The following is a 20,626-nucleotide window of genomic DNA, read 5'->3' as shown; positions in this document are numbered from 1 at the left end:
TTCCGTCCCCATCCGGCCCGTCGTTCATGTCATCCCGCCCGCCGTTCATGTCATCCGCCCGTGAGGGACGTGAGGTCGACGTCGGCTCCGTACACGAATCCGACGGTGAGGAGGAGCAGCGTGCCCGGGAGGAGGAACGTGGTCACCGCGAACGTGGCCTTCGGGATCGCCCTCGCCGCCTTGCGGCGGGCGTTCTGGGCGTCGGTGCGGCGCATGTCGTTGGCGATCTGGATGAGCGTCTCGACGATCGGAGCGCCCAGCTCCTCGCCCTGCTGGAGCGTCGTGACGAACATGGCGACCTGTTCGGAGTCGTTGCGTCTGCGCAGTTCCTCGAAGGCCTGGCGGCGGCTGACGCCCATGTCCATCTGCCGGAGTGTGATGCGCAGTTCGTCCGACCAGGGGCCTTCGTACTTCTCCGCGACCCGGTCCAGCGCCTGCCGGAAGCCGAGTCCGGCCGAGACGACGACGGCCAGGACGTCCAGGAAGTCGGGCAGGGTCCGCTCGATGTGTTCGCGGCGCACCCGGATCGCCGACCAGATCCCGGCCTCCACCCAGAACAGGCCGAAGGCGACCATCAGGAGGGCCAGGAAAAGCTGGCCGCGCAGGAGCATCGAGAACGCGCCGAGGACGCCCAGCGCGCCGTAGACCGCGCGGCGGGCCGCGTAGCGGTCGAGGGTGAGGCCACCGGGGTTGCCCGCCAGGTCGATCTGGCGGCGCTTCTTGCTGACGGCCTTGGGGCCCATCATCCGCAGCACCATGGGGGCCCAGCGGATGCCGAGGCGGTCGATGCCGGAGCCGACCGCGCTGGTGCGGGAGGCCCCGGACTCCAGGGCGACGGCCAGGTCGCTGGGGAGTTTGGCGTCGGCCCGGTACATCCGGATGCCGTGGATGGCCCCGTAGACGGCGAGGCCGACGACCAGGGCTAGCAGCAGGTCCATGGCGGTTCTTCTTCCAGCTCGTCAGACGTCGATACGGGACAGGCGGCGGATGACCATGAAGCCGATGGCGTATAGAGCGATGGCCACGACCACCGCCGCCTGGCCGAAGAACGCCCCCGTCATCCGGTCCAGCGCGCCGGGCATGACCGAGTTCATCAGCAGCATCGCGCCGATTCCGAAGAGGGGCACCGCGTAGGCGGTCACGGTGACCTGGGAGAGCTGGGTCTTGACCTCGCGGCGGGTCTCCTTGCGCTCCTCCAAGGTCTCGGTGAGGTTGCGCAGCGAGCTGACGACCGTACCGCCGGCCCGGTTGGAGAGGACCAACGTGGTGACCAGGACGACGAGTTCGCGGGACGGCAGGCGGTCGGTCAGCTCGCTGAGCGCGTCCTCCAGCGGCTCGCCGACGGCCAGCCGCCTGGCGACCCGGGCCAGCTCCTCGCCGGCCGGGTCCTCCAGTTCCTCGGCCGCCATCGACAGCGAGGTGCGCAGGGCCAGGCCCGCCTGGGTGGCGTTGGCGAGGATCCGGGAGAGCTCGGGGAGCTGGTTGATGAAGCGCTCGGTGCGCTTGACCCGCTGCCAGTTGAGGAACGCGTTGGTGCCCCAGAGGCCGATCAGGGCGGCGACCGGGCCGAAGAAGGCGGCGAGGATGGAGGAGGCGATCATCCAGAGCCCCGCCATCGCGACGAGCGCGTAGACGAAGAACTCGCCGGGCGTGATGTCCATGCCGGTCGCCGCGAGCTTCAGCTCCAGTTTCCGGCCGAGCGCGGTGGCGCGCAGTCTGCGGTCGAACCCCTTGAAGCGGCGGGGGCGGCCCGTCTCCGGGATCTGCCCGACGTGGGAGAGCCGGTCGACGAGGGCGTCGCGGTCGGCCTTGCCGCCGGAGTAGGCGTGCAGGCCGATCACGCCGAGTACGCAGGCCAGCAGCGTGACACCGATGGTGACCAGGGGGAGGTTGACGTTGTCCATGGCTCGGTACCTAGTTGGCCTCTCGGGTGGCGAGCTGTTCGGCGGACTGGGCGACGCCGAACGCCTGCGGGATGGGCTGACTGGCCAGGTAGAGGCGCTCGGCGAGCTTCCGGGGCAGCGGGAGGTACTGGAAGTCGCCGTAGATGCGGCCGTCGGGGGCCATCGGCTGTGCGTTGAACCGCGCGACCGTGACGATGCGGTACGGGTCGCGGCCGTGCGAGTCCAGGACGGCGATCTCGGTGATCTTCCTGGTGCCGTCGGCGTGCCGGGTGAGCTGGACGATCACGTCGACGGCACTGTTGATCTGGTCGTGCAGCGCCTCGAAGGGGATCTCGACCTCCGACATCGAGGCGAGGGTCTGCAGACGCATCAGCGCGTCCTCGGCGCTGTTGGCGTGGACGGTGGCCAGCGAACCGTCGTGACCGGTGGACATCGCCTGGAGCATGTCGAGGGACTCGCCGCCTCGGACCTCACCGACCACGATGCGGTCGGGGCGCATACGCAGCGAGTTGCGGACCAGGTCGCGGATGGTGATCTGGCCCTTGCCCTCGACGTTCGCCGGGCGGGTCTCCAGCCGGATGACGTGGCTCTGCTGGAGCTGGAGCTCGGCGGAGTCCTCGATGGTGACGATGCGCTCGATGTTCGGGATCAGTCCGGACAGCGCGTTGAGGAGGGTCGTCTTGCCGGTGCCGGTGGCCCCCGAGACGATGATGTTGAGCTTCGCCTGCACCAGTCCGGCGAGCAGCACCAGCATCTGTTCGTCCAGCGAACCGAAGCCGATCATCTCCTGGAGCGTGAAGGAGCGCGGGAAGCGCCGGATGGTGAGCGTCGCGCCGGTCAGCGAGAGCGGCGGGATGATCACGTTGACACGTTCGCCGCTGGGCAGGCGGGCGTCGACCATCGGGTTGGACTCGTCGACGCGGCGGTTGACGGTCGACACGATGCGCTCGATGGTCTGCATCAGCTGTTCGTGGGAGCCGAAGCGCATCGGGAGCTGTTCGACCCTGCCGTTGCGCTCGACGAAGATCTGGTCGGGGCCGTTGACCATGATCTCGGTGATGGACGCGTCCTCCAGGAGCGGTTCCAGGATGCCGAGTCCGAGCGCCTCGTCGACGACGCGGCGGATCAGCTGCGAGCGTTCGACGGTGGAGAGGACCGGGCCCTCGCGGCTGATGATGTGGCCGAGAACGCGCTCCAGCCGGGCCCGCCGGTCGGCGGCGGCCAGCGAGGACATCTCCGCGAGGTCGATCTCCTCCAGCAGCTTGGCCCGGTAGGTGGCCACCATGTGGCCGTCCTCCCGTGCCCCGCCCTGTTCCTCAGGAGCGGTCATGCGTGCCCGCAGGCTCATCGGCGTAGCTCTCCTCGGTGTTCGCGGACGGTGCTGGTCCGGCAGGTCCGGTCCGGCCGGGTCAGGACCGGGGCCGGAGGTGGGGGTGGGGCGGGAGTGGGGGTGGGGGCGGGAGTGGAAGTCGGGGGTGCGAGAAGGAGTGGCGGTGGGGGTCAGAAACGGATCCGGGACTTCTCGTTGGGCATGGTCGTGCTCCGCTCCGCCCACCAGTCGTCCAGTCCCGGCACCACGGAGGGCACCTTGACCCGGACCGTGACCGTGATGTCCCGTCCGCCGCTCGTGCGGTAGCGGAATCCGCCCTTCTCCACCCAGTCGCTCACGGCGTCGCGGGCGTTGGAACGGCCGCTCCCCCGGGCGTCCACGCTGGCTTCCGTACGGGCTCCGGCGCGCGCGGCCGTGCCCGCCTGGCTGGCGGCGTACGCGGCCAGGCCCAGCTGGATCGCCGCCATCGCGACGAGGAGCAGCAGAGGGAGGAAGCCGAGGTACTCCATGGCGACCTGGCCCCGGTCGCCCCTCGCGCGTGCGGGACGGGTGCGCTCGTCATGCGGACGCGTCGTCGTCATCACTGGTCCTCCATCGGCGACCCGGCCGTGCCCTTGATCTTGGTGTCGAGGTCGAACAGGCCCGGCACCAGCACCGGGACCTTCAGCTCCACCGTGGCCTCGTACAGGCGGCTGCCACCGCGGCACTTGACGACAACACCCTCAGTCCAGGCGTCGGGCAGATCCTTCAGCGCGCCCTCCCGGCAGGCGAGTCCGGGCGCGAACTCCGCCCCGCTGCCCTTGCGCGCGCCCACGTCCGCCGCGTTGCCCGCGAGGCTGAAGGTGTAGCCGATCAGGGCGCACTCCCAGAGCACGAGCATGATCAGGATGATGAAGGGGGTCATGCCGAGGAACTCGATCGCGGTCTGACCGCGGTCCCGGTCCCGTCTCCGGTTCCCGGTCCCGTTGCCGTACCCGGTCCCGTGCCGGCGCTCACGTAGGGCGGTGATCCGCCCCCGTATGCCGCTCCGTGCCGTCCTTGTGGTGGTCATCGCTCAACGTGTCCCCTCGGAGTCTCCGGGCCCGCGGCCGGAGCCGTCGCGCCGGCGGCGCGGGCGTCCGATCGAGCCCCGGTCGTTCTTGAAGGCGCCGCCGTTCCTCTTGACCAGGGCACCACCGCTCTTCTTCGCCGTCGCGCTCTCCTTGACGATGCCCAGCTCTCCGGCCAGACCCCAGAGCGCCTGCTTGACCGTGCTCTTGGCGTCCAGCTCGTGCAGGCGTCCGGAGTCGATGGACGCCTGGAGCTCCTTGAAGTTCGCGGGGACCGCCGCCGAGGCGACCCGGGTGCCGGTGATCTTCTGGATCAGCGGCGGCTGGATCTCGGTGTTGCGGGTGAAGCGGTTGACGAGGGTGATCGTCTCCTCGGCCTTGCGGATCTGGAGCCGTTCCCACATCCGTACGATGCGTTTCGCGCCGCGCACCGCGACCACGTCCGGGGTCGTGACCAGCAGGGCCACGTCCGCCATCTCGATGGCCGCGGCGTTGGCCCCGTTCATCTGGCCGCCGCAGTCGATGACGACGATCTCGTAGCGGGTGCGGAGCGCGCTGACGATCTGGCGGGCCGAGCGGTCGCTGACCTCCTCCCCGCGTTCGCCCTCGCCGGGGGCGAGGAGCAGGGCGAGGCCGGTGGAGTGGGAGAACACCGCGTCGGACAGCACCCGGGGCGAGATGTCGGTGATCAGGGCGAGGTCGACCAGGGAGCGGCGGAACTGGACGTCGAGGAACGAGGCGATGTCCCCGGTCTGGAGGTCCATGTCCACCAGGGCCACCGTGTTGCCGGACGCCTGCGCGGCCAGGGCGAGCTGGATGGCGGTGACGGTCGCGCCGACGCCGCCCTTCGCGCCGGTGACCGTGACCACCGTGCCGCCGGGGCCGGTGAAGACGTCGTTCGCGGAGGTGAGGTGGCGGCGTACGCCGGAGGACCACTGGGCGGCCGCCTGGACGCGGTTGGCCAGTTCCTCGTAGCTCAGCGGCAGAGTGACGAGGCCGCGCGCCCCGGAGTCCATCGCGTCGGCGAAGAGGCTCGGGCTGGCGTCCGCGGTGATCATGACGACGCCCACGGACGGGAAGCGCATCGACACCTCCCGGACCAGCTCCAGGGCCGGCACCGGGCCGATCCGCTCGTGGACCAGCACCACCTCGGGCAGTTCGTCGATCGCCTCGCCCGCGAGGCGGGCCAGGGTGTCGATGAGCTGGGTCGAGTCGCCGACCGGGGTCGCGGGTTCGGCGTCGGGCAGTTGGCTGAGCAGGGTGGTGACGGAGCGGGCCGCGTCGAGGTCACCGACGGCGGGGAGGATTCTGGTGGTCATCCCATCCTCACTTGTCCTTGTCGAGCGTGTAGGTGCGGTCCCCCGGGCGGATGGTGCCGTCGCTGCCCGGGGCGACGAGCGCGAGGCGCACGTGCTCCGCGAAGGACTCGGCGTAGGCGACGCGCTGGGTGTCCAGCGTGTTCAGGGCGAAGGTGATCGGCACGGCCTCGGTCGCCCGGGTGCCCCGGTCGTCCGCGCTGGGGTCGAGCGCGGTCAGCTCGCCGACGTCCAGCACCTTGGCGTTGGAGACGATGACCTTGGACTGGGCCGCGGCGCCCTGCTGCTCACCGGCGAACGTGGCGTAGATGTTGACCGTCGCGCCGGGGGTGATCTTGCCCGCGACGCCGGTGGAGGCGTCGATCATGATGGCGATCTCCTGCTCACCGGCCCGGAGTTCGGGCTTGCGGACCATCATGTCCGACTGGAGCAGCGAGCCTTTGCGGAGCTGGGTGACCGCGATCTTCGACTGGACCTCTTGCAGGTCGGTCACGGCGTTCCTCGAGAGCCAGCGTTCGGGCATCTCGATCTTCTCGAACTGACCGCTGTTCAGGGCGGTATACGGAGCCACGTCGGTCTTCAGCTGGTACGCCGTCACCTCGGGGCCGACCTTCGATTTGACGTCGCTGATCACCGAGAGCACGCCGGCGAAGGCCGCGAAGGCACACAGGACCGACAGGAGCAGGAGTATCACGCCGCGGCGCTGGCGGGAGTTCATGGTCCGGACAACCTCGTTCGAATCGGATGCGTGGGACGGACGGCGGACAGGGAGAGCCGTGCGGTGGAGCGGTTACGCGCATACATCTGCGGAGAAGCGGTGGAACGGTGGACCGGTGGTGAAGTGGAGCGGTGGTGAAGTGGAGCGGTTACGCGCTTACATCTGCGGTGGCGCGCTGCCGCGGGCCGACGGGAGCGGGGACTACGGGGACGGTCTCGTGCGGGGACTGCGGGGACTGCGGGGACTGCGGGGACTGCGGGTACTGCGGGGGCTGCGGGCAGGAACCGGGAGGAGCGGTCCTGCGGGGAGGGGCGGTCGCGCTAGGGGCCGGGCGATTCGGCGGCCCCGTGGTGGAGGACACCGGTGGGGAGCATGTGGTTCTCCGAAGCCGCGAGGGGAGCGGAACAGAATGCGCAGCGGTCGCCGATGAGTTCCATGGCGCACCAGTGGCACTTTTCCCGGCGTACGGAGGAGACCAGCTGGTAGAGCATGGAGAGGTCCGGGAGGTGGGCGGCGAACTCCACCAGCTTTCCCGTGCCCCACCAGCGCGGCGAGTCGGACGGGACCGTGGCATCGTGAATGGCCTGGACCTTCCAGGCGGGCGCGAGGGTCTCCTGTACCCAGTCCGACTGCAGATTCCCTTTGGCGACCAGAAGATGCGTGCCGAAGTCCGGTCCCGCAGGCGGTTCGACGGTCGGACCCACCTTCAGCAGCTGCGACTCGGGGCCGGCGAGCACGACGAACTGTGATCCGGGGACCCAGGACGTGGCGTGGCTCTTGAGGCTGACCGGGACCCGGTCGAGGCGGGCGACGGAGTTGAGGAGGGCGCCCGCGTAGATGTAGTGCGAGAGCAGCCGGGCGGCGGAGGCGACCACCCCGGGGCTGAAGTCGCAGAGGGACAACTGCCGGAGCTGGCGCACCAGTACGGCGAGGCCGAGGGGAGGGAGGTCCACCTTGACCAGGGCGATCCGGTCGCTCTCCAGCACCGAGCGGATCGAGTGCAGGCGACGTTCGTGCTCGGGCCGGATACTCGCGGGATAGAGGGCGATCACATACCCGTGCTGCTCCAGCAGCAGGTGCATGTCGCCGATCGCCAGCTCCAGCACCTGGGCCTCGGGGGCCTGGAGCAGAGCGGCGGTCGGTGTCTGCTGGTCGATGGGCGGCAGCACCAGGTCTGCGCTCGTCACTGCTATTGCGGTCGGCACGCTCTTCCCCGTTTCGGCTCCGGTCGACGTGGGGACGTCGGCCGCAATCGCTCCTGCTCCGTGCTCCTGACCCAGCACTTTAGCCACGTCTCACCAGGCAGAGAACAGTTATCGGAGACCAGTACGGCATCATGCGAACACCGTTCCTACGGGTCCCCGGTGCTAAACGGGACGAAATCGATTCCGCCCAACTCGGTTACCGCTGCGGAGCGTTACCGAAGCCTGCGTCCGGTCTTCGATCATGTATCCATTCGCGCACGTCAGACGAGATTCCGGGGCGTCGGCCTCCTTTTCGTAAGGGCGTTTCCGTGACCGTTCGAAGAACTACCGCAAGATCACCCGTGCGGGGGGCGATGTACGGTCGCGGAGTCGCCCCCGGCGGAAAAAACCCCGGTCCGGCACCCTCCACGAACCCTCGGGCGCCCCGTCGAAGGGGCGGCCGCGCGGCCCCGCACCGAGCCTCGCGGAAGGCTTTTCACCGCCAAAGGTCTTGACAACTTGATTGGTCTGGACCAGTTTTATGCGCCAAGCGGTGGCCACCGCTCCCGGCAGGACACCCCGTGTTCGCCGTCCCCGGTTCAGCACCCCTTGCCCCACTGCCGCACGACACCCCCGCTTCACCCCTGATCCACCGTGCTTCACCCTGATGCGCGGCGCTTCACCCCCGACCCACCGCGCTTCACCCCGCTTCATCCGCTTCACCGTGATGCACCGTCACGGCCCCCCGCTCCGCCCGGCCCACCCCGTGCAGCCCCGGCCCGTCGTCCGTACGGCACTCCTGCACGACCCCCGCCAGGCCACCAACTCCCCACGGAGGAACCAGTGGAACGCTCCGCAGGCAGCAGTCGCAGAAGGCGTCGCTCCCGTCCCGTGCTCGGCGGCACCATGGCCGTCATCGCGGCCGCGGCCCTGACCGTCACCGGCCTCGTCAGCACCGCCCAGGCAGCCGACGTCAACAACGCCAAGAACGCGGGCTTCGAGTCGGGCCTGGCCAACTGGACCTGCGCCGGGAACAGCGGCGCCGTCGTCTCCTCCCCCGTGCACGGCGGTACGTCCGCGCTGAAGGCCACGCCGGCCGGCCAGGACAACGCCAAGTGTTCGCAGGCCGTCAAGGTCAAGCCCAACTCGACGTACGCGCTCAGCTCCTGGGTGCAGGGCGGCTACGCCTACCTCGGCGTGAGCGGCACCGGAACCACCGACGTCTCCACCTGGACGCCGGGCTCGACCACCTGGACCAAGCTGTCCACCAGCTTCAAGACCGGCGCGAACACCACCTCGGTGACCGTCTACACCCACGGCTGGTACGGCCAGGCCGCCTACCTCGCCGACGACTTCGAGGTGACCGGCCCCGACGGCGGTGGCGGCGAGGAGCCCGGACCGGTCATCCCGGCGGCTCCCGCGGGCCTCGCGGCGGGCGCCACGACCACGTCCTCCGTCGCCCTGTCCTGGAACGCGGTCTCCGGCGCCACGGGCTACAAGGTGTACCGGGACGGCGTGCAGGCCACCACCTCCACCGGAACCTCGGCGACCGTCACGGGCCTCACGGCCGACACCGCCTACCAGTTCTCGGTGAGCGCCACCAACGCGGCCGGCGAGTCGGTCAAGTCGGCCGCCGTCAGCGCCCGTACGGCCAAGAACGGCACCGGCCCGGTGACCAGCGTGCCCAAGCACGCGGTGACCGGCTACTGGCAGAACTTCAACAACGGCGCGGCCGTCCAGAAGCTCAGCGACGTCCCGGCCGACTACGACATCATCGCGGTCTCCTTCGCGGACGCCACGGCGACCCAGGGCGCGGTCACCTTCAACCTGGACACCGCCGGGCTGAACGGCTACACCGACGCCCAGTTCCGTTCGGACATCAAGGCCAAGCAGGCCGCCGGCAAGAACGTCATCATCTCGATCGGCGGTGAGCTGGGCACGGTCCGCGTCGACAGCGACGCCTCCGCCACCGCGTTCTCCAACTCGGTGTACGCGCTGATGCAGGACTACGGCTTCAACGGGGTCGACATCGACCTGGAGAACGGCCTCAACGCCACCTACATGACGAAGGCGCTGCGCCAGCTGTCGGCGAAGGCGGGCCCCGGCCTGGTCCTCACGATGGCTCCGCAGACCATCGACATGCAGTCGACGTCGGGCGAGTACTTCAAGACGGCGCTCAACGTCAAGGACATCCTGACCGTCGTCAACATGCAGTACTACAACAGCGGTTCGATGCTCGGCTGTGACGGCAAGGTCTACTCGCAGGGCTCGGTGGACTTCCTCACCGCGCTCGCCTGCATCCAGCTGGAGGGCGGCCTCGACCCGTCCCAGGTCGGCATCGGCGTCCCCGCCTCCACCCGCGGCGCGGGCAGCGGCTACGTCGCCCCGTCGATCGTGAACGCGGCGCTGGACTGCCTCGCCAAGGGCACCAACTGCGGTTCGTTCAAGCCGTCCAAGACCTACCCGTCGCTGCGCGGCGCGATGACCTGGTCGACGAACTGGGACGCGACGGCCGGCTTCGCCTGGTCGAAGGCGGTCGGCCCGCACGTCCGCAGCCTGCCGTAACGACACCGCACCACCCCGGAACCTGCAGCGCCGCCGCTCCCCCGGCGGCGCTGCGGCGTTACGTCGGCGAGCACCCGGTCACCGGCCGTCGCCGCCCCCGTCACCCGGTCACCAGGGCAGATCGCGCACCTGCTGGACGCACAGCACGACGAACAGCAGCCCGGACAGGGCGAGCATCCCGTTGCTGACCCATCCGTTGCGCCATTCCCCGGGCGTGCGGGATGAGTTGAGCAGCCAGAGCAGGGTCAGGGCGAGGAACGGCATGAAGAACGCCCCGAGCACCCCGTAGGCGATGACCAGGCCGAAGGGCTCGTCCAGCCAGAGCAGCGTCATCGGCGGGAAGGTCAGCCACAGGAGGTACGCGCGGAACGGCAGCGACCGCTGGCGGCGCTCGGCGACGTCCGGCCCCTCGTGCTCCTCGGTCTTCGCCGCACCGGCCGCCGGAGCCCGGAACCGCTCCACGAAGTCGGCGAACATCAGGCTGACCCCGTGCCAGACGCCGATCAGCGACGAGAACGACGTGGCGAAGAAGCCCACCAGGAAGAGTTTGGCGGTGCCCGCGCCGAAGCGGTCCTCCAGGACCTTGCCCAGGTCGATCAGACCCCGGTCGCCGGAGGTGAGGGCGACCTGGGAGGCGTGCAGCAGCTCGGCGCCGACGATGAGCATCGCCACGACGAAGACGCCGGTGGTGATGTAGGCGACCCGGTTGTCGAGCCGCATCACCTTCATCCAGGAGGAGTTGCTCCAGCCCTTGGCGTTGACCCAGTAGCCGTACGCGGCCATGGTGATCGTGCCGCCGACGCCGCCGATCAGCCCGAGGGTGTAGAGGAGCGAGCCGTCCGGGAGCACGGGCAGCAGCCCGGCGAACGAGGCCCCGACGTCCGGCACGACGCGGGCGGCCACGTACACGACCACCACGAACATGATGCCGATCAGGACCGTCATGACCTTCTCGAAGACGGCGTACCGGTTGAACCAGACGAAGGCCAGCCCGATCAGTCCGGTGACGATCGCCCAGAACTTCAGCCCGGGGCCGTCGGGGAACAGCGCCACGATGGGCAGGGCGCTGGAGGACATGGCCGTCGCCCCGTAGATGAAGCCCCAGAGCACCACGTAGACAGCGAAGTACACCGTGGTCCAGGGGCCCAGGCTGCGCCAGCCGTCGAAGAGCGTGCGGCCGGTCGCCAGATGCCAGCGGCCGGCCGCCTCGGCGAGCGAGATCTTGACGACGCAGCCGATCACCGCAGCCCACATCAGGGTGTATCCGAACTTGCTGCCCGCGATGAGCGTCGCGACCAGGTCTCCGGCCCCGACCCCGGTCGCCGCGACGACGATGCCGGGGCCGATGTACTTCCAGCTGGACTTACGTGGTCGGGAGGCCGGCTCCCCTGTCCCTGTGGTTGCGCTTGTCTCCGCCATGCCGATCAAGGAAGCGCAATCGGCGGGGCAGCACAAGGGGTGCACACGGAACCGGCACACACGGGGACGTTCCCCGTTCCCGTGTGTGCCGGTTCGCTAGATCACCAGGCTGAGCAGCGCCGCGACGACGAAGCCCGCGACCGAGAGCACCGTCTCCAGGACGGTCCAGGACTTCAGGGTGTCGCGCTCGCTGATGCCGAAGTACTTCGACACCATCCAGAAGCCGCCGTCGTTCACGTGCGAGGCGAAGATCGAGCCCGCCGAGATCGCCATGATGATCAGCGCGAGGTGGGCCTGGGACAGGTCCTGGCCCTCGACCAGCGGGACCACGATCCCGGCCGTCGTGACGATCGCGACGGTGGCCGAGCCCTGGGCGACGCGCAGGACGACCGAGATCAGCCACGCGAGCAGGATGACCGGCAGGCCCACGTCGTTGAAGGTGTCCGCCAGCGCGTCGGCGATGCCGCTGCCCTTGAGGACGGCGCCGAAGATACCGCCCGCGCCGACCACCAGCAGGATGTTGCCGACGGGCTTGAGCGAGGACGTGGAGACCGATTCCAGGGACTTGCGGGACCAGCCGCGCCGGATGCCCAGCAGGTAGTACGCGAGGAACAGGGCGATCGTCAGGGCGACGAACGGGTTGCCGAAGAACTCGATCACCGAGCGGAGCGTGGAGGGGTCCAGGGCGATGGAGGAGAAGGTAGCGGCGAGGATCAGGATCAGCGGGGTGCCGATGATCGCGAGGACCGTGCCGAGCGGGACCGGCTTCTCGTGCGGGGTGACCCCGGCGGCGCGCTGTTCGGCGGCGACGGCGGCCTTGGCCTCCTCGGCGGCCTCCACCATGTCCTGCGGGACGTCGACGAAGATCCGCTTCCCGATCCAGGCGGCGTACGCCCAGGCGGCGATGACCGACGGGATGCCGACGACCACGCCCATCAGGATGACCCAGCCGAGCGAGACGTTGAAGAGTCCGGCGGCGGCCACCGGCCCCGGGTGCGGCGGCAGGAAGGCGTGGGTCATGGACAGGCCCGCCAGCAGCGGCATCGCGTAGAGCAGGATCGATTTTCCGGAGCGCTTGGCCGCGGCGTACACAATCGGCGCGAGGACGAAGATGCCGACGTCGAAGAAGACCGGGATCCCGAAGACGAGGCCTGTCATACCCATGGCGAGCGGGGCGCGCTTCTCGCCGAAGGCGTTCAGCAGGCGGGTGCTCAACACCTCTGCCCCGCCGGACACTTCGAGGATCGCGCCGAGCATGGTGCCGAGCCCGATGATGATCGCCACATGGCCGAGGATGCCGCCCATGCCGGACTCGATGACCGAGACGGCGGCGGACTTCTGCACGGTGCCGAAGAGTTCGGTGACCGAGAGCCCGGCACCGAGGCCGACGGCTATGGAGACCGCGAGCAGCGCGACGAACGGCTGGAGCCTGATCTTGATGATCAGGAAGAGCAGGAGGGCGATCCCGAGGGCGGCGACGGTCAGCAGACCGGCGGTGCCGTCGATCAGGAGGAGCAGGCCACCGGTGCGCGGTGGTGCCTCGACCGGCGGTGGGGTGGCGGCGAGCAGCATGGGGACTCCGGTGGTGCTGGAGGGCAGGGGGGAGCGCGGCACGGCGCCCCCGGGGGGCGGGGCGCCGTGCCGTACGGCGTGCTGGAGCGGTCCTGCGGGTGGGGCGAGGCGATCAGCGGGGGCCTGCGATCAGGGGGACGGGACCGACGGGCTGCGGGCCGGAGCCGGCGAACCGGGGGCGGCGTGCCGGGGGCGGCGTGCCGGGGTCGTCGGCCGGCCGGGGAAGTCGGCTCGGCCGGGGTGGTCGGCGGGCCCGGGTGGTCAGCCGATCACCGCGAGGGCGTCGATCTCGATGAGCAGCCCCTTGGGCAGGCCGACGTAGACCGTCGTCCGGGCCGAGGGGGCCTCCTTGAGGTTCTGCTCGGCGAAGTACGTGTTGTAGATCTCGTTCATCTCCGCGAAGTGGTCCACGTCCGTGAGGTAGACGCGCATCATCATCACGTCGTCCCAGCTCGCGCCGCCCTCCTCCAGGATCGCCTTGACGTTGGCGAAGGTCTGGAGGGTCTGCTCGCGGAGCGTGGGACCGGCGGGCGTCGGGGCCTGGCCCGCCACGGCGGGGAGGAAGCCGACCTGGCCGGCGACCTGGAGGATGTTCCCCTTCCTCACGCCGTGCGAGAACTTCGCGGGCGGCGTGGTGTGGGTGGAGGGAGTGAGGGCGGTCTTCTCGGTCATGGCTGATCAGGCTTTCTTGGGTCGGGTGGTGCCGGAGTACTCCCGGCTGATGGTCTCGGCGGTGCGCCGGACCAGCGGGAGCAGGGTAAGGAGTTCCTCGGCCGTGACGACCACATTGGGCGCGGACACCGACATGGCCGCGACGACCCGCCCGTCCGCGCCGCGAATGGGGGCGCCGATGCAGTTGATGGACTCCTCGTGACCACCGAGGTCGGTGGCCCATCCCTGTTCGCGGACGACGGAGAGCTCCTTGAGGAAGGCTCCCGCGTTGGGCGTCGAACGGGACGTGTACATGGGGTAGTCGAGCTTCTCGGCGATGACGCGCCGCTCGGGCTCGGTGAGGTCGGCCAGCAGCAGCTTGGCCACGGCCGCGACGGTGATCGCCACGGGCTTGCCGATCCGTGAGTACATCCGGACCGGGTAGCGGCTCTCGACCTTGTCGATATAGAGGACTTCCTGCTCCTCGTACACGGCGAGGTGGACGGTGTGCCCGCACCGGTCGTTCAGCGCGACCAGGTGGGAGTGGGCGATCTCGCGTACGTCGAGGTTCTCGACGGCCTCCTGCGCGAGCGCGAAGAGCCGGGCGCCGAGGCGGTAGCGCTGGTCCTCCTGGCGGTAGACGAGGCCGTGCTCGTGGAGCGTACGCAGCAGGCGCAGCGCCGTGGACTTGTGGACGCCGAGCCGCTCGGCGACCTGCCCGAGGTCGGCGGGTCCCTGGGCGAGCAGCGGCAGGATGCTGAGTGCCCGGTCGACGGTCTGGCTCATGGTGTGCGTACCTCCTCGGGGGCCCGGTCGGCTGCGGTCCAGCCGGGGCCGAGACGAAGTCTCCCCCAGGCGTCGTCGTCGAGGGCCGCGAGGCGGTCGGCGTGGTCGCGGGCGGGCGGGTCGGTGAGATCGCCGGGGACGGTGAGGACGGCGGCGGCCATGAGGTGCCCGTGCCTGACCCGCTCCCGCACGGGCAGCCCGCGCAGGGTGGCGGAGAGGAACCCGGCGGCGAACGCGTCCCCGGCCCCGACGGCGGCCACGACGTCGACGCGCAGGGCGGGAACGAGGGTGACGGTGTCGGCGGCGGGCTCAGCCCCTCCGGGGGCGCTCTCAGCCCCTCCGGCGTTCGAGGAGCGGGGTCCGGCGGCGCTCTCAGCCCCTCCGGCGTTCGAGGAGCGGGGTCCGGGGCGGGACCCCGAGGCGAACACCGTCGCGCCCGCGCTCCCCCGCTTCACGACCACCACGGCCGGCTCCGGCAGCGCCGCCCGGATCGCCTCGGCGCCGACGATCCCCCACGCCTCCTCCGCCTCGTCCTCCCCCACGAACACCAGGTCGCAGCGGCGGGCCAGCTCCAGCAGCACGGACGCGTCCGCGTCGCCGCCCCGCCACAGGTGCGGCCGGTGGTTCACGTCGAACGACACCAACGGGCGCCCCGGCCGCGCGGCCGTAAGGTCCCGCAGCAGCGCCAGGCAGTCGGCGGACAGTGCGGCGGTGATCCCGGACAGGTGCAGGACACGGCCCGCGAGGAGGTCCTCGTACGGCACGTTGTCCGGGGACATCGCGGAGGCGGCGGACCCGGCCCGGTAGTAGGCGACCTCGTGGGTGCCGGCCCCCCGGTCCGTGGCCGTACGGAAGTAGATGCCGGTCGGGCGCACCGGATCGCGGCGGACGGCCGAGGTGTCGACCCCGTACGACGCGATCGTCTCGACGAGGTGGTCGCCGAAGCCGTCCGCGCCGACCCGGCCGACCCAGGCCGCCCGGTGCCCGGCGGCGGCGAGCGCGCAGGCCACGTTGGACTCGGCGCCGCCGATCCCGCGCCCGAAGGAGGGCACGTCGGCGAGGCGGCCGGGCTGCGAGGGCAGGAACGTCACCATGGACTCGCCGAGACAGACGACATCGGTGGTCGTGGCGGCGTCGGCCGTCCCTGCTGCGGGTCCGGACACTGAGGGCTCCTCGCTGATCGGCGTGCGGGCCGGTGGTCACCATTGACCGGGCATCGGCTCGGATGTTAGACAGCGTTGAGCGATATACGCAATGGGTGTTGCATATGTTGCAACGAACTTCGAGGAGCTCCCCTTGGCAGCCGAACGCCCCACCGGCCACACCGCCGCCCCCGCCCCTTCCGTCCCCGGCGCCTCCCCCGCGTCCCTGGCGTCCGGCCTCGCCGACGAACGCGTCGACCACCGCTTCAAGGCCCTGCCGCCGGACGCGGAGGGCCTGACCGTCGGGGCCCTGGCCGCCGAGCGGCGCAACCTCTTCACCGGCGGGTTCACCACCCCCGTCCTCGCCCTCTCCGCCGAGTCCGTGGCCCACAACCTCGACCTCCTGGAGACGTACGCCGAGCGCCACGGCCTCGCGTTCGCCCCGCACGGCAAGACGTCCATGTCCCCGCAGCTCTTCGTGGACCAGCTGGAGCGCGGCGCGTGGGGCATCACCGCCGCCGTGCCGCACCAGGCGCGGGTCTACCGGGCGTACGGCATCGGGCGGATCTTCCTCGCCAACGAGCTGGTCGACACCGTCGCCCTGCGCTGGCTGGCCGGCGAGATGACGGCCGACCCGGAGTTCCGCTTCGTCTGTTACGTCGACTCCGTGCGCGGCGTCGAGCTGATGCAGGCGGCCCTGGGCGCGGCGGGCGCCACCCGCCCGGTCGACGTGGTCGTGGAGCTGGGCGCGGGCGAGGGCGCCCGCACCGGGGCCCGCACGGAGGCCGACTGCGCGGCGGTGGCCGACGCGGTGGCGGCGGCCGGTTCGCTGCGGCTGGTGGGCGTCGCCGGATACGAGGGCGAGGTGCCGGACGCCGACCCGGAGCGGGTACGGGAGTGGCTGCGGCGGCTCGTCGCCCTCGCGGCCGACTTCGACGCGGCCGGCCGGTTCTCCGGCGCCGAGGAGATCGTCGTCAGCGCGGGCGGCAGCGCCTGGTTCGACGCGGTCGCGGACGTCTTCGCCCAGATCCCCGAACTGAGCGTCCCGGTGCTGAAGTTGCTCCGCTCCGGGGCGTACGTCTCGCACGACGACGGGCACTACAGGCACCTCACCCCGTTCAACCGCGTCCCCGAGGAGGGTGCGCTGGAGCCCGCCTTCCGCCTCTGGGCGCAGGTCGTCTCCCGCCCCTCCGGCGAGCAGGCGTTCCTGAACGCGGGCAAGCGGGACGCGGCCTACGACCTCGACCTGCCCGAGGCGCAGGTGGTCCGCTCCGGCCGGGACGGCTCGGTCCGGCCCGCCGCCGGGGTCACCGTCACCGGCCTCTCCGACCAGCACACCTGGGTGCGCACCGAGGCGGGCGCGGAGCTGGAGGTGGGCGACTGGGTCGGCATGGGCCTCTCGCACCCCTGCACCAGTTTCGACAAGTGGCAGCTGATCCCGCTGGTCACGGCGGACGGCACGGTCACCGACTACATCCGCACGTTCTTCTAGAGCCCGCAGGCACCACCACCCGATCGGAAAGGCGACCCATGGACCTGGTCCTGCGTGACGCGCTCGTCGTCGACGGCACCGGCGCGCCCTCCTACCGCGCCGACGTGGCCCTCGACGGCGGCCGCATAGCCGAGATCCACCCCGAGGGCTCCCCCGGCCCCCGCCCCACCGCCACCCGGACCGTGGACGCGGACGGCCTCGCGCTCGCCCCCGGCTTCATCGACATGCACGCCCACAGCGACCTGGCGCTGCTGCGCGACCCCGACCACGGCGCGAAGGCCGCGCAGGGCGTCACCCTCGAAGTGCTGGGCCAGGACGGGCTGTCCTACGCCCCGGCCGACGACCGCACCCTCGCCGAGGTGCGGCGCTCCATCACCGGCTGGAACGGCGACGGGAGCGACATCGACTTCGACTGGCGCACCGTGGGCGGCTATCTGGACCGGCTCGACCGGAACTTCGGCGGCCAGGGCATCGCGGTCAACGCCGCCTACCTCATCCCGCAGGGCACGGTCCGGATGTACGCGGTGGGCTGGGACGACCGGCCCGCCACCGCCGCCGAGCTGGCCCGGATGAGGGAGCTGGTGGACCAGGGCATGCGGGAAGGCGCGGTCGGTATGTCGTCCGGGCTGACCTACACGCCCGGGATATACGCGGACGACGCCGAACTCACCGAGCTGTGCCGGGTGGTGGCCCGCCACGGCGGCTACTACTGCCCGCACCACCGCAGTTACGGGGCCGGCGCGCTGGAGGCGTACGAGGAGATGGTCCAGCTGACCCGGAACGCCGGGTGCGCGCTCCATCTCGCCCACGCCACGATGAACTTCGGCGTGAACAAGGGCAGGGCGCCGGACCTCCTCGCCCTGCTCGACGGGGCGCTCGCCGCCGGGGCCGACATCTCGCTCGACACCTACCCGTACACCCCGGGCTGCACCACGTTGGTGGCCATGCTGCCGAGTTGGGTGAGCGAGGGCGGGCCGGACGCGATCCTCGCCCGGCTCGCGGACGCGGAGAGCGCGGAGAGGATCCGGCACCACCTGGAGGAGCTGGGCTCGGACGGCTGCCACGGCGTGCCGATCGAGTGGGACACCATCGAGATCTCGGGCGTCGGCGCACCGCACCTGGCCGAGTACGTGGGCCGCACGGTGGCGGAGTCGGCGGCACTGCGGGGCGAGGAGCCCTGGGTGACCGCCCGACGGCTGCTCGCCGAGGACCGGCTCGGGACGACGATCCTCCAGCACGTGGGCCACGAGGAGAACGTCCAGCAGATCATGCGGCACCCGGTGCACACCGGAGGCAGCGACGGGATCCTCCAGGGCGACAAGCCGCACCCCCGGGCATACGGCACGTTCCCGCAGTATCTCGGCCGGTACGTGAGGGAGTTGGGCATCCTCTCGCTGGAGGAGTGCGTCGCCCACCTGTCCTCGCGCCCGGCCGCCCGGCTGCGCCTCGCGGACCGGGGCCTGGTGCGCGAGGGGTACCGCGCGGACCTGGTGCTGTTCGACCCGGAGACCGTGGCGGCGGGCTCCACGTTCGAGGAGCCGCGCGTGCTGCCGGTCGGCATCCCGCACGTGCTGATCGACGGCCGGTTCGTCATCGAGGACGGCAGGCGCACCTCGGTGCTGGCGGGCCGGGCGGTCCGCGGAGCGGGTGCCGGGGCCGGGGCCGCCTGAAGGCTGTCTACGAACCTTCCGCAGCGCGTTCCGCCGCCCAGGCGAGGTCCTCCTTCGTGGGGGCGTCGTCCTGGGTGAGGGCGCGCCGCCAGTAGCCGCTGAACTCGACGGCCGACCTGGGCAGTCGGCACTCCTCCACCAGGTGACGGCGGAGCGCCCGGACGGCGGAGGCCTCGCCCGCCACCCAGGCCGCGTCCACCCCGTCGAGGACCGGTCCGGCCTCCCGCACCGCCGCCACCAGCGAGCCGCCCCGGTCCCGGTGCACCCAGCGGACCTCGGACCCGCCGGCGGCGGCCGGCAGCTCCCGCACCTCCGCCGCCTGTGCCACTTCGGCGAACACCACGGCCCCGGTCCCGGCGGGCAGCGCCTCCAGCACCGTGGCGATCGCCGGGAGCGCCGTCTCGTCCCCGGCCAGGAGCATCCGCCGCGCGGCGGGCAGCGGCCGGGCGTAGAGGGAGGACGGGCCGACCATGCCGAGGACGTCGCCGACCCGGGCCGCCGCACCCCAGCGGGAGGCGGGGCCGCCGTCGCCGTGCAGGACGAAGTCCACGGCCATCTCGTTGCGTTCGCGGTCGTAGGAACGGACGGTGAAGCTGCGCATCCAGGGCCGCTCCGCCTCCGGGATCGCGAGGAACGCCTCGTACCAGCGCATGCCGTACGGGTCGTCGGCCTCCTGCTCCGGCAGCCGGGGCCCGGTCTGCCCGGGGCGCGGCAGGCAGAGCTTCAGCTGCTGGTCGGGCCGGTCCTCCAGGAGGCCGGGCAGTTCGTCGGCGGTGAAGCGGACCCTCGCCGTCCGGGGGGTGATCCGCTCGACGTCCGTGACCCTCACACAGGTGACCGGCAGTGCCTGACTCATCGTGCCCGACCTCTCTCCCACGCTGATAACTTACGGCGTAATGGATTACCCGCCGGACGTTACTTTACGCCGTAAGGAGTTTCAAGTGGTGGTCTTCGCCGGGCAGGGCGACCCGCGCCGTTCCCTCTCCCTCCTGTGGCGCGCGGACACCCCGCCCCCCACGCGCGGCGGCCCCGGCCCCAAGCCCCGGCTGAGCGTCGACGCGATCGTGACGGCCGCTGTGGCACTCGCCGACGAGGAGGGGATGGGGGCCCTGTCGATGCGCGCGGTCGGCGACCGGCTCGGGCGCACGGCGATGGCGCTCTACACCTACGTCCCCGGCAAGAGCGAGCTGCTGGACCTGATGTACGACGCCGTCCACGCCGAACTCCCCGCCGCCCGGCCGGAGCCGGCGGACTGGCGGGCGGCGCTCACCGCCTGGGCCCGGGAGGTCCTGGAGTTCTACGTCCGGCACCCCTGGGTGCTCCAGGTCTCCCAGGTGCGGCCGGTGCTGGGGCCGCACGAGTACGCCGGCCTGGACACGCTGGTCGTCCTGTTGCGGGCGACCGGTCTTGAGGCGGGGGCGCTGCGGCGGCTGGTGGGGACCCTGTTCCCGTACCTACGGGGCTCGGCTCAGGCGGTGGCCGATGCCCGGCTGGCCGCGACGGCGACCGGGAGTTCCGACGAGGAGTGGTGGGCGGCGCGCTCGGCGGCCCTGATGGAGCTGGTCCCCGACTTCGCGGAGCGCTTCCCCGCCGTGAGCCGACTGGAGGCGGACGGACCGGTCGAGCCGTACCCGGGCACGGGAAAGGGTGCGGAAGAAGCCACGGAGGAGGGCGTGGAGGCGATGTCGTATCCGGAGCGGGAGGCCCGTGAGACGTTCCGGGTGGGACTCGGGGTGCTGCTGGACGGGATCGAGGCGGCGCGCGCCCGACGGCCCCGATAGAGGCCGGGACCGCCCGGCGCGCGCCGGAATCACCGTTGGCTACCGCT

General features: G+C 71.2%; 18 protein-coding genes. 4 read left to right on the top strand and 14 right to left on the bottom strand.

All coding sequences use genetic code 11. From position 1 onward, the window contains the following. Positions 1-50 precede the first annotated feature (50 nt). From ACIRJT_RS03545 to ACIRJT_RS03510, 8 genes are all read right to left on the bottom strand, one after another. Positions 51-938, bottom strand: coding sequence for a DUF5936 domain-containing protein (locus ACIRJT_RS03545; protein WP_403903881.1), 888 nt, complete (start codon positions 936-938; stop codon positions 51-53). A 21-nt stretch (positions 939-959) separates the two neighbouring features. Then, the gene (locus tag ACIRJT_RS03540) at positions 960-1,904 is read right to left on the bottom strand and encodes a type II secretion system F family protein (RefSeq protein WP_403903879.1); all 945 of its coding nucleotides are present in this window, start codon (positions 1,902-1,904) and stop codon (positions 960-962) included. Between the two features lie 10 nt (positions 1,905-1,914). Further along, positions 1,915-3,252: a CpaF family protein gene (locus ACIRJT_RS03535; protein WP_003966653.1), complete on the bottom strand. Its 1,338-nt coding sequence runs from the start codon at positions 3,250-3,252 to the stop codon at positions 1,915-1,917. A 152-nt stretch (positions 3,253-3,404) separates the two neighbouring features. After that, entirely contained in the window at positions 3,405-3,815 is a 411-nt protein-coding gene (locus tag ACIRJT_RS03530) for a TadE/TadG family type IV pilus assembly protein (protein ID WP_403903875.1), read from the bottom strand. Then, a complete protein-coding gene (locus tag ACIRJT_RS03525; protein ID WP_403903873.1) occupies positions 3,815-4,285 on the bottom strand; it encodes a TadE family protein in 471 nt (156 codons plus the stop codon). Before ACIRJT_RS03525 ends, ACIRJT_RS03530 begins: the two co-directional genes overlap by 1 nt. Before the next feature lie 3 nt (positions 4,286-4,288). Further along, on the bottom strand, positions 4,289-5,602 hold the full coding sequence (locus tag ACIRJT_RS03520; protein WP_403903871.1) for a CpaE family protein: 1,314 nt from the start codon (positions 5,600-5,602) through the stop codon (positions 4,289-4,291). A gap of 7 nt (positions 5,603-5,609) precedes the next feature. Further along, positions 5,610-6,317: a Flp pilus assembly protein CpaB gene (gene cpaB / locus ACIRJT_RS03515; RefSeq protein WP_403903868.1), complete on the bottom strand. Its 708-nt coding sequence runs from the start codon at positions 6,315-6,317 to the stop codon at positions 5,610-5,612. Between the two features lie 320 nt (positions 6,318-6,637). After that, positions 6,638-7,504, bottom strand: a complete 867-nt coding sequence (locus tag ACIRJT_RS03510; RefSeq protein WP_403903866.1) for a hypothetical protein — start codon at positions 7,502-7,504, stop codon at positions 6,638-6,640. Positions 7,505-8,344: 840 nt separating this feature from the next. Here ACIRJT_RS03510 and ACIRJT_RS03505 point away from each other — a divergent pair. Continuing rightward, complete coding sequence (locus ACIRJT_RS03505) at positions 8,345-10,066, top strand: chitinase (RefSeq protein ID WP_403903863.1); 1,722 nt, start codon at positions 8,345-8,347, stop codon at positions 10,064-10,066. Between the two features lie 108 nt (positions 10,067-10,174). Here the strand turns inward: ACIRJT_RS03505 and ACIRJT_RS03500 are convergent, their stop codons facing one another. The 5 genes from ACIRJT_RS03500 to ACIRJT_RS03480 form a co-directional block, all read right to left on the bottom strand. Beyond that, complete coding sequence (locus ACIRJT_RS03500) at positions 10,175-11,485, bottom strand: Nramp family divalent metal transporter (protein WP_403903860.1); 1,311 nt, start codon at positions 11,483-11,485, stop codon at positions 10,175-10,177. 96 nt (positions 11,486-11,581) lie between these two features. Continuing rightward, positions 11,582-13,057 carry a GntP family permease gene (locus ACIRJT_RS03495; RefSeq protein WP_403904459.1) on the bottom strand — a complete coding sequence of 492 codons (1,476 nt, stop codon included), beginning with the start codon at positions 13,055-13,057 and terminating at the stop codon, positions 11,582-11,584. 261 nt (positions 13,058-13,318) lie between these two features. Beyond that, positions 13,319-13,729 (bottom strand): RidA family protein, encoded by a 411-nt coding sequence (locus ACIRJT_RS03490; RefSeq protein ID WP_403903857.1) that lies wholly within the window; start codon positions 13,727-13,729, stop codon positions 13,319-13,321. A gap of 6 nt (positions 13,730-13,735) precedes the next feature. Continuing rightward, positions 13,736-14,494 (bottom strand): IclR family transcriptional regulator, encoded by a 759-nt coding sequence (locus ACIRJT_RS03485; protein ID WP_371625586.1) that lies wholly within the window; start codon positions 14,492-14,494, stop codon positions 13,736-13,738. Then, entirely contained in the window at positions 14,491-15,657 is a 1,167-nt protein-coding gene (locus ACIRJT_RS03480) for a sugar kinase (RefSeq protein WP_403903854.1), read from the bottom strand. The genes ACIRJT_RS03485 and ACIRJT_RS03480 overlap by 4 nt, the downstream gene beginning before the upstream one ends. Before the next feature lie 133 nt (positions 15,658-15,790). On the opposite strand from ACIRJT_RS03480, the gene ACIRJT_RS03475 reads away from it, so the two are divergent. Together ACIRJT_RS03475 and ACIRJT_RS03470 are read left to right on the top strand one after the other, a co-directional pair. Next, entirely contained in the window at positions 15,791-17,128 is a 1,338-nt protein-coding gene (locus tag ACIRJT_RS03475) for an alanine racemase (protein WP_403903851.1), read from the top strand. Between the two features lie 38 nt (positions 17,129-17,166). Beyond that, the gene (locus tag ACIRJT_RS03470) at positions 17,167-18,798 is read left to right on the top strand and encodes an amidohydrolase family protein (protein WP_403903849.1); all 1,632 of its coding nucleotides are present in this window, start codon (positions 17,167-17,169) and stop codon (positions 18,796-18,798) included. Positions 18,799-18,805: 7 nt separating this feature from the next. Here the strand turns inward: ACIRJT_RS03470 and ACIRJT_RS03465 are convergent, their stop codons facing one another. Continuing rightward, positions 18,806-19,654: a siderophore-interacting protein gene (locus tag ACIRJT_RS03465; protein ID WP_403903846.1), complete on the bottom strand. Its 849-nt coding sequence runs from the start codon at positions 19,652-19,654 to the stop codon at positions 18,806-18,808. An 85-nt stretch (positions 19,655-19,739) separates the two neighbouring features. On the opposite strand from ACIRJT_RS03465, the gene ACIRJT_RS03460 reads away from it, so the two are divergent. After that, a complete protein-coding gene (locus ACIRJT_RS03460) occupies positions 19,740-20,579 on the top strand; it encodes a TetR/AcrR family transcriptional regulator (RefSeq protein WP_403903843.1) in 840 nt (279 codons plus the stop codon). The last annotated feature ends 47 nt before the right edge of the window (positions 20,580-20,626 follow it).

The organism is Streptomyces sp. NPDC102283, assembly GCF_044766265.1.
Classification (GTDB): domain Bacteria; phylum Actinomycetota; class Actinomycetes; order Streptomycetales; family Streptomycetaceae; genus Streptomyces.
This window is presented reverse-complemented; position numbering and strand designations above follow the sequence as displayed.